Here is a 9,880-nt window from a genome sequence, read left to right as displayed (position 1 = left end):
CCGGAATACACCTTGGGCTTTGCTTCATCGATTTTTGGGGTGATCGGTGCAGCGGCGGCGACGATGGTCAGCGTGCGGGCAACGCAGAAGGCTGTAATGCTGAAATTGAGTCCGACCGCACCAGGCATGGCCTTTGGCAATGGGATCATGAAGTTTTTAAGCAGTAATCTCTACGCACGCTTAGTGGGATACCCCGCTATAATTAGCGGATTAACTTCTGACATATTCAAGTCTCAGCGGCAGCGCACTTATGGCGACCAAATTGCAGCCCGATACACAATGGCTGGCGGAGTAACGATGGCCGCTGGCTCAATCGTCGTACTTGAAGCCGGACTGTCAATTGCAGGTGTTACTTCGTTTGTACCGTTCGCCGGATGGGCCGCGGCTGCACTTGTCCTGGTGGGAGGAGCCATCATTGCAGGAGGGCTGTACCTTCACGCCAAGGCACATGAGCGGCAGCACAGCCCGATAGAACTTTGGGCTGCACGTTGCGTGTTCGGCAATCGCATCAACGATGGAGAGATGCACGCTGGAATTAACTTGGACTACGAAAATAGACTTCCTGCTTTTGCTTCGCTAAAAACCGAAATCAAAGCTTGGTACAACGAACACTACGGCCCTAAACTACTCTCCGCCGAGCAGGCCCTGTCACTCGGTATAACTAAAGTCGATACCCGATGGCATCAAGATCATCTCTGGTCTCCGCCAAACTGGACCTCTATCACACATAACGAAGTAGCCACACCTCAACCAAGTGTCGAGTTCACAGTGCTACTGCCTGGCTTCAGGCTAGGCGTAAGCGAATGGTCAGGGAGCTTGAGCGCGCTCCGTGACGGCCAAGGAATGGACGTTTTCCCAATCGCCCCAACCGGCCACATCGTAGGTGCTGGTTTGGTTCTACATTTTGAGAACACGCTAACCAACCAAAATCATGTCTCACTGCATCTCGCCTACAGCGCCAATCAGGGGTTGGACGAAGACAATGAGACCCTGTCGATTTTTCGTTTGGAACGCTGATCATGACAACCATCTGGTTATTCAATTCAACGTCAGATTCAGGGCACAAAGCCGCTATTGGCGGTCAACTTTTAAAAGCATGTGAAAACAACCTATGTTTAAGAAACCCGTGGGTAACAGATTCTGTTTTCATGGGAAAATTGTACTGCGCATCGATTCTGATAGTAATGATCGGCATCTACCCTTCCTCTTTCTTTTCAAGTGACGCCTGGAATCCGCACACATTTGACCCAATACTTACTATCGGATTCGCACTCACCCCGTTCATATTCCTCCCCTTCCTCATCTACCGAATATTTCTCATAAAGGGCTTATCTAACATCTACCTCAACCGATCAACACGAAAGTTTTACTATCAACGACTGAACAGGGTATTGGTTTTTGATTGGGATAATATGGGCGGGGGTATTTTCAAGCGTGTTGAGTTTGGCGGTTCATCCTTCAGCACCAGCTACGCCCTCGCCTTCGCCCCTCGCCGAGCGGATGGCAGCCTCCACCAAGAAGACTGCCTCTGGGTCGACAGCAACGAACCCACCGAGCCCGGGGTCAGACACGTCGCCGAAGTGTGGGAGTACCTCCGCCATTTCATGAACCACGGTCCGGACAAGCTTCCTCCTCCCGGCGAGCCCAATTGGTGGCACAAGCCACTCTACGCCATCTGCCTGACCCCGGCTGAAGCCTGGCGCCACTATGCCCCCTGGCGTACCGGCGAGCCCGGTGAAATGCAGGGCAAGAAAAACTGGCAACTGCCGTTCTGGGCTGTGTTGTTCCCCTACAACCTAACGGTCGCGATCGCTTGGTACTTCGTCTGCAAGCTTTTCAATGTCCGTGCAGCCCCCCCACCCGCGGAGGCATTGGAAGGAGCGCCTGCTAGCCCCGAATGACCACCACCTCAATGTATTCACTCGGCACCACCAACGATGAAGGCCCCGCGACGTTGTTCTCCTCCAGCAATTGGGTCAGATCCCGCTCCAGCGCACTGGCCGCCTCTGGCTCCAATGAGGCAAACGCCTTGTGTACCGGCCCATACCAGGTGCGGAACACCTCGATGAAATGCGCCGCCGAGCGATAGCGGAAGTTGAACTGCTGACGACTGACTTTCAGTTCGCCGAGCGCCCCTTCGAACATCACGCGCAACTGCTCCTCATCGCCCCAGCGCGAAGGCGGCAAGGCACCGGGGGGTGGCGGCACATGCCGGCTTAGCATTTTGAACATCAGCCCGACAAAGCCTTGCGGGGTCCAGTTGGCCAGGCCGATGCGGCCACCGGGCCGGCACACCCGGACCAGCTCGCGTGCGGCCTGCGCCTGATCAGGGGCGAACATCACGCCGAAGGTGGAAAGCACGGCATCGAAGGTACCGTCGGCAAACGGCAACGCTTCGGCATCGGCCGCCTGGAACAACACATTCAAGTGCTCGGCCCGCGCCCGCTCTTCGCCTCGCTTGAGCAATTCGGGCACATAGTCGGTGGAGGTGACGCGACAGCCGCGGCGGGCAGCGGCCAAGGTGGCGTTGCCGTTGCCGGCAGCAACGTCCAGCACCTGCTCGTCCCAGCGCAAGTCGCAGGCCTCGGCCAGGCGTTCGCCAACCAGTTGCAGGGTGGTGCCGATTACCGCGTAGTCACCGCTGGCCCAGGCGGCCTGCTGACGGGCTTTAAGGGCGTTGGTGTCCAAAGGGGTGCTCATGGTCTGCGCCTTCTTGTTGTGCGCGGCCGAGGTCCTTCTGGCGGTTAACGCGCCATATATTGGGGGAAGAAAAAATTACGCGCCTTTCAAGCGAAGCGGAAAGACGCTTTGGGGATAGCGCCAGGTTCAAAGTGCTATATGAGAGCTGCTGACCCAATCGCCGGCTAGCCAGCCCCATCAAGTTCAGCACAACGCTCAAGAACGGTGCAGTACCTGTGGGAGCTGGCTTGCCGGCGATGACGGCGGTACAGCCAGCACAAAATAACGAGTGGGACCGCCGCTCTCAGGCGAATTTGGCTCGGGCCGCATGCAGCTTCTTGTAGCTGTCGATCAGGCGCAGGTGGCGGTCGAGGCCTTCGAGCTTCATGCTGGTCGGAGTCAGGCCATGGAAACGCACGCTGCCGTTCACCGAACCCAGCACCGCGTCCATGCGTGCATTCCCGAACATGCGGCGGAAGTTGGCTTCATAGTCATCCAGCTGCAGTTCGTCATCCAGCTGCACTTCCAGCACCACGTTCAGCGCCTGGTAGAACAGGCCGCGTTCGACGGTGTTGTCGTTGAACTGCAGGAACGCCTCGACCAGCTCCTTGGCATCCTCGAAACGCTGCACCGCCAGGCAGATCAGCAGTTTCAGCTCGAGAATGGTCAACTGACCCCACGCGGTGTTCTCGTCGAACTCCACACCAATCAGCGTGGTGATGGTGGTGTAGTCATCCACATCGCAGTTGTCCAGGCGCTTGAGCAACAACTTCAGGGAGCGACTGTCGAGGCTGTGCAGGTTGAGGATGTCGGCACGGAACGACAAGGCGCGGTTGGTGTTGTCCCAGATAAGGTCCTCGACCGGGTAGATTTCCGAGTAGCCCGGCACAAGGATGCGGCAAGCCGTGGCACCGAGGTTGTCGTACACCGCCATGTACACCTCCTTGCCCAGCGCTTCGAGGATACCGAACAGGGTAGCGGCTTCCTGCTGGTTGGAATCCTCGCCGTGGCCGGAGAAGTCCCACTCCACAAATTCGAAGTCGGCCTTGGCGCTGAAGAAGCGCCACGACACCACGCCGCTGGAGTCGATGAAGTGCTCGACAAAGTTGTTCGGCTCGGTCAGCGCATGGCTTTCGAAGGTCGGCTGCGGCAGGTCGTTGAGGCCTTCGAAGCTGCGCCCCTGCAGCAATTCGGTGAGGCTGCGCTCCAGCGCCACCTCCAGGCTCGGGTGAGCGCCGAACGAGGCAAATACGCCGCCGGTGCGAGGGTTCATCAGCGTCACGCACATGACCGGGAACTCGCCCCCCAGCGAAGCATCCTTGACCAGCACCGGGAAGCCCTGCTCTTCAAGGCCCTGGATGCCGGCGACGATCGCCGGGTACTTGGCCAGCACGTCCTGCGGCACATCCGGCAGGCACAGCTCACCTTCGAGGATTTCGCGCTTCACCGCACGCTCGAAGATTTCCGACAGGCACTGTACCTGCGCCTCGGCCAGGGTATTGCCGGCGCTCATGCCATTGCTGAGGAACAGGTTCTCGATCAGGTTGGACGGGAAGTACACCACCTGCTGGTCGGACTGGCGCACGAACGGCAGCGAGCAGATGCCCCGGGCGGTGTTACCCGAGTTGGTGTCATACAGGTGCGAACCACGCAGCTCACCGTCCGGGTTGTAGATTTCCAGGCAATGCTCGTCGAGGATCTCGGCCGGCAGCGCGTCGCGCGGGCCAGGCTTGAACCACTGCTCGTTCGGGTAATGCACGAACGGCGCGTTGGCCAGCTCTTCGCCCCAGAACTGGTCGTTGTAGAAGAAGTTGCAGTTCAGGCGCTCGATGAATTCGCCCAGCGCCGAGGCCAGCGCCGCCTCCTTGGTGGCGCCCTTGCCGTTGGTGAAGCACATCGGCGACTGCGCATCGCGCACGTGCAGCGACCACACATTGGGCACAATGTTACGCCACGAAGCGATCTCGATCTTCATCCCCAGCCCCGCGAGGATGCCCGACATGTTGGCGATGGTCTGCTCCAGCGGCAGGTCCTTGCCGGGGATGTAGGTGCTGGTGTCTGCCACCGGCATCAACAGGCCCTGGGCATCGGCATCAAGGTTGTCGACCACTTCGATCACGAACTCAGGGCCAGTCTGCACAACCTTCTTGACCGTGCAGCGGTCGATGGAGCGCAGGATGCCTTGGCGGTCCTTGTCGGAAATGTCCTCGGGCAGCTCGACCTGGATCTTGAAGATCTGGTTGTAGCGGTTTTCCGGATCGACGATGTTGTTCTGCGACAGGCGAATGTTTTCGGTTGGGATGTCGCGGGCCTGGCAGTACAGCTTGACGAAGTAAGCCGCGCACAAGGCCGAAGACGCCAGGAAATAGTCGAACGGGCCTGGGGCCGAACCATCGCCTTTGTAGCGGATCGGTTGGTCGGCGATCACCGTGAAGTCATCGAACTTGGCTTCGAGACGGAGATTGTCGAGAAAATTGACCTTGATTTCCATGCGGGATTACCGTGATTTAAGCGTGTAAAACGAAATTGGCCGGCATTATCCGGGTTTTTACGCCAGAAGTCCTGTTTGCCTGCCTGGCCCCTCGCCGGCAAGCCAGCGCCCACAGGGACTGCATATCTTTCAACTCTTACGCCGACCTGTGGGCGCTGGCTTGCCGGCGATGGCGCCAGTACAGGCTTGCGTATTCCGCCGGATTGCTTGCCTGATCCTCTGAACCTGGCCCAACCACCAGACCAGCGGTCACACCGCTGTGCTAGCTTTTCTGCACTGGGGAACAACGTATTCCCCGCATAGAAAAACATGGCAACAGCAACCGATGACTGGCAGGTGAACCATGGAACTACGCATTAACCAGCAGACCTACCAGGTCGAGGCGGACGCCGACACGCCCTTGCTGTGGGTGATCCGCGATGATCTGGGGCTGACCGGCACCAAGTATGGCTGCGGCCTGGCCCAGTGCGGCGCCTGTTCGGTACTGGTGGACGGCAACGTAGTACGCGCTTGCGTCACCCCGGTGGCCGGTGTGGTGGGGCGCGAGGTCACCACCATAGAGGCCATCGAAGCCGATGCCGTTGGCAAACGGGTGGTTGCGGCCTGGGTCGAGCACCAGGTGGCACAGTGCGGCTATTGTCAGTCCGGCCAGGTAATGGCCGCCACGGCGTTGTTAAAGCACACCCCCAAGCCAAGCGACGCGCAAATCGACGCGGCCATGGTCAACCTGTGCCGCTGCGGCACCTACAACGCCATTCACGCTGCCGTGCATGACCTGGCGCAAGGGGAGCAGGCCTGATGAATACGCCCGTAGAGACCCCTGGCGAACTGCTCAGGCTGCAACTGGGCGAGACAGTCAATTTGTCGCGCCGGCGCTTTCTTGCCGGCACGGCTGTCGGTGCCCTGGTGCTGGGTTTCGGCCTGCCAATGGGGTCGGGCCGTGTGCAGGCAGCGGTTGCAGCCACCCCGGAACGCGGTACCCAGGTGCCCGCTTTTCTGGAGATTCGCCCAGACGGCACGGTACGCCTGCTCAGCCCCTTTATGGAAGGCGGGCAAGGCCCCTTCACCGCCATGGCGCAAATTGTGGGTGAAGAGCTGGATGTCGACCCCGTCAATTTCGTGGTCGATAGCGCACCACCGGGCGAAGCTTACGTGGTGATGGAAAACGGCATGCGCATCACCGGTGGCAGCATGTCGGTGCGCATGAGCTACCCGACCATGCGCCGCCTGGGTGCCCTTGCCCGGGCCATGCTGCTGCAGGCCGGCGCCGAACAACTGGGCGTGTCGGTCGACGAACTCTCGACCACGCCAGGAAACGTGGTACATACCACGACGGGGCGTTCGATACCCTACGGTGACCTCGCCGGGCGCGCCATGGACCTGCCGGTACCCGACCCGGCCAGCGTCAAGCTGCGTGACCCCAGCCAGTTCCGCTGGATCGGCAAGCCCGTTCGCCGCCTGGATGCCTACGACAAGTCCACCGGCAAGGCACAGTACTGCATCGACATAAAGGTCGACGGCATGCTGCACGCCGCCGTGCAACACGCACCACGTCTGGGCATGACCGTGGGCAGCGTGCGCAACGAAGATCAGGTCAAGGCCATGAAAGGCGTGCACTCCGTGCACCAACTGCCGGGCGCAGTGGCCGTGGTTGCCGAGCGTTGGTGGCACGCAAAGCGTGCGGTAGAGGCGATTCAGGTGGACTGGAAAGAGCCGGCCGCCGACAGCAACGTGCGACCGATGCCGGCCGACTTCTCCAGCGACGCATGGCGGGAACACCTCGCCAACGTCGAGGGCCCGGCGCGGGACGAAGAAAACGAAGGCGATATCGCTGGCGCCCTGAGCAATGCGAAGACCAAGGTCGAGGCCAGCTACCACAACCAGTACCTGAACCATGCCCAGCTCGAGCCACCGTCCGCCCTCGCCCGCTTCAACCCGGACGGCAGCCTGGACGTCTGGCTGCCCAACCAGGCCCCGGACATGTTCCGTGATGACATTGCCAAGCGTACCGGCCTGGAACCTGCGCAAATCAACCTGCACTCGCCGCTGCTGGGCGGTTTCTTTGGCCGCCACTTCCTGTACGACTCGGCCAACCCCTACCCGCAGGCCATTGCCTTGGCCAAAGCGGTTGGCCGGCCGGTAAAACTCATCTGGAGCCGCGAAGAGGAATTCCTGCGTGATGTGCTGCGCCCGGTTGCAGTGGTGAAATTCCGCGCCGGGCTGGATGCCGATGGCATACCAGTGGCCCTCGAAGCGGTCAGCGCCACCGAAGGCCCAACCGAGGCTCTTGCTGGCAAGCAAGGGGAAAAGATCGACCCGACCGCGGTTGAGGGGCTATCAGGCAAGTCGTACGCCATCGCCAACAAGCGCATTGCCCAGATCTACGTCAAAGGCCCGGCCATGCTCGGCTACTGGCGCTCGGTGGGTAACTCGTTGAACGACTTCTTCTATGAATCCTTCCTCGATGAACTGGCAGACAAAGGCGGCAAGGACCCGTTCGAACTGCGCCTGCACCTGCTGCGCGACAACCCGCGCCTGACCACCCTGCTGAACGCGGTCGCCGAGCTGTCCGGTGGCTGGAAACGTGGGCCCTTCACTGCCGAGGATGGCAGCAAACGGGCACGCGGCGTGGCAATGGCCTCACCCTTTGGCTCGGAAGCGGCAGTCATTGCCGAGGTGTCGATCGAGAACGGCCAGGTCAAGGTGCACGACATCTGGCAGGCCATCGACCCGGGTAGCATCGTCAACCCGTCGATCATCGAACACCAGGTCAACGGCGCAGTTGCCCTTGGCCTGTCGCAGACGCTGGTGGAAGAAGCGGTCTATGTGGATGGCAAGCCGCGCGCACGCAACTACGACCTGTACCCGATCCTGCCGCCCTCACGCATGGCGCGGGTGCATGTACGCATTGTCGAAAGCGGGGCGAAGATGGGCGGTATCGGCGAGCCACCGCTACCCGCTGTAGCCCCGGCTGTGGCCAACGCGGTCGCGCAGCTTACCGGCCAGCGCGTGCGTAGCCTGCCACTGAGCCGCCATACCTTCAGCTGACTGCACAAGGGAAGCCCGATGACCCATCGTTTCGCAAGAACCGCTGGCTGGCTGGCGCTGCCGTGCCTTGTCGCGGCAGGCCTGCTGGCCTGGTATGTGACCCGCGAGCCGGCCTCGCCGTTTGCCGACGCACAGGCCACTGCCGCTGACCCGGCCCTGATCAGCCGCGGCGAGTACGTCGCCCGCCTCGGCGACTGCGTGGCCTGCCACAGCCTGCCGGACGGCAAGCCGTTCGCGGGTGGACTGGAAATGGCCACCCCGCTGGGGGCCATCCACGCCACCAACATCACCCCCGACCGCGACAGCGGTATCGGCAGCTACAGCCTGGCCGATTTCGACCGTGCCGTACGCCAGGGTGTCGCCCCTGGTGGCAGGCGGCTGTACCCGGCCATGCCCTACCCGTCCTACGCCAAGCTCAGCGATGATGATGTCAGGGCGTTGTATGCGTTTTTCATGCACAACGTGCAACCCGCCCGGCAGGCCAATCTGCCCAGCGACATTCCCTGGCCGCTGAACCTGCGCTGGCCCATTGCCTTATGGAATGGCCTGTTTGCCGCCACCTCGCCATACGCCGACAAGCCCGGCCAGGATGCGCAGTGGAACCGGGGGGCCTACATCGTCCAGGGCCCAGGTCACTGCGGCAGCTGCCACACCCCACGCGGCCTGGCGTTCAACGAAAAGGCCCTGGATGAAGGCGGCAAACCCTTCCTGGCCGGCGCCCTGCTCGACGGCTGGTACGCACCGAGCCTGCGCGCCGACCCTAACACCGGGCTGGGGCGCTGGAGCGAGGCAGAAATCGCGCAGTTCCTGAAAACCGGGCGCAACCGGCATGCCGTGGTGTTCGGCTCGATGACTGAGGCGTTCAACAACTCCACGCAATTCATGCATGACGATGACCTGGCCGCCATTGCCCATTACCTGAAATCACTGCCCGGCGATCCACAGCGTGACGGCGCGCCATGGCAGTACCGGGTCGAATCGGCAGCGGCACGGCTCGACAGCCCGGGGGCGCACACCTATGTGACCCGCTGCGCGTCTTGCCACGGCCTGGACGGCAAAGGCCAAGCCGAGTGGATGCCGCCATTGGCAGGGGCCACCTCGGCACTGGCCAGGGAGAACGCCTCAGCGATCAATATCACCCTCAATGGTTCGCAGCGGGTGGTGGCTGCCGGGGTGCCGGATGCCTATCGCATGCCAGCTTTCCGCCAGCAGTTGAGTGACCAGGAGATTGCCGAAGTGCTGAGTTTTGTGCGTACGGCCTGGGGCAACCAGGGTGGTGCGGTGGATGCGCAGGCGGTAGGCAAGTTGCGTGGTCATACCGACCCAGCCAGCAGCAGCCCGATCATCTTGCATATGCGCTGAATTGACGTGGTTCTTGCACCGGCCTCTTCGCGAGCGCGCCCGCTCCCATCGGACAAACTCTGATTTGATTTAGCGGTGACTTTGTGGGAGTGGGCTTGCTCCGCGAAACCCAGCGCAGCCGGGCCATGCATCGTGTCGCCTGCTTCGCGGGGCAAGCCCGCTCCCACAATGGCACTTGTTCCCTACGCGACAGCGCAACCTAACTGATTTGCTGATTTAACGGTGACTTTGTGGGAGCGGGCTTGTCCCGCGAACCCCGGCGCAGCCGGGGCCATCCATCGCGTCGCCTGCTTCGCGGGG

At 61.3% G+C, this 9,880-nt stretch carries 6 protein-coding genes and 1 pseudogene; 5 read left to right on the top strand and 2 right to left on the bottom strand.

Annotated elements, in window-relative coordinates:
• Both AC07XM_RS30585 and AC07XM_RS30580 read left to right on the top strand, forming a co-directional pair.
• Positions 1 to 1,017: pseudogene (locus AC07XM_RS30585) on the top strand (T6SS effector BTH_I2691 family protein); the annotation flags it as partial.
• Positions 1,018 to 1,019: 2 nt separating this feature from the next.
• The gene (locus AC07XM_RS30580) at positions 1,020 to 1,901 is read left to right on the top strand and encodes a DUF6708 domain-containing protein (RefSeq protein WP_095115137.1); all 882 of its coding nucleotides are present in this window, start codon (positions 1,020 to 1,022) and stop codon (positions 1,899 to 1,901) included.
• Here the strand turns inward: AC07XM_RS30580 and AC07XM_RS30575 are convergent.
• Together AC07XM_RS30575 and AC07XM_RS30570 are read right to left on the bottom strand one after the other, a co-directional pair.
• Positions 1,888 to 2,700 carry a class I SAM-dependent methyltransferase gene (locus AC07XM_RS30575; RefSeq protein ID WP_016487484.1) on the bottom strand — a complete coding sequence of 271 codons (813 nt, stop codon included), beginning with the start codon at positions 2,698 to 2,700 and terminating at the stop codon, positions 1,888 to 1,890. The genes AC07XM_RS30580 and AC07XM_RS30575 overlap by 14 nt on opposite strands.
• A 283-nt stretch (positions 2,701 to 2,983) precedes the next feature.
• Positions 2,984 to 5,170, bottom strand: coding sequence for an OsmC domain/YcaO domain-containing protein (locus tag AC07XM_RS30570; protein ID WP_023048053.1), 2,187 nt, complete (start codon positions 5,168 to 5,170; stop codon positions 2,984 to 2,986).
• A gap of 343 nt (positions 5,171 to 5,513) precedes the next feature.
• On the opposite strand from AC07XM_RS30570, the gene AC07XM_RS30565 reads away from it, so the two are divergent.
• From AC07XM_RS30565 to AC07XM_RS30555, 3 genes are read left to right on the top strand one after another with little or no spacing between them, the layout of a single operon-like run.
• Positions 5,514 to 5,969, top strand: a complete 456-nt coding sequence (locus AC07XM_RS30565; protein ID WP_016487486.1) for a (2Fe-2S)-binding protein — start codon at positions 5,514 to 5,516, stop codon at positions 5,967 to 5,969.
• A complete protein-coding gene (locus AC07XM_RS30560) occupies positions 5,969 to 8,218 on the top strand; it encodes a xanthine dehydrogenase family protein molybdopterin-binding subunit (RefSeq protein ID WP_102690266.1) in 2,250 nt (749 codons plus the stop codon). Before AC07XM_RS30565 ends, AC07XM_RS30560 begins: the two co-directional genes overlap by 1 nt.
• Positions 8,219 to 8,236: 18 nt before the next feature.
• A complete protein-coding gene (locus AC07XM_RS30555) occupies positions 8,237 to 9,580 on the top strand; it encodes a c-type cytochrome (protein WP_070086986.1) in 1,344 nt (447 codons plus the stop codon).
• The last annotated feature ends 300 nt before the right edge of the window (positions 9,581 to 9,880 follow it).

This window comes from Pseudomonas sp. GW460-LB5, assembly GCF_059423245.1.
This window is presented reverse-complemented; position numbering and strand designations above follow the sequence as displayed.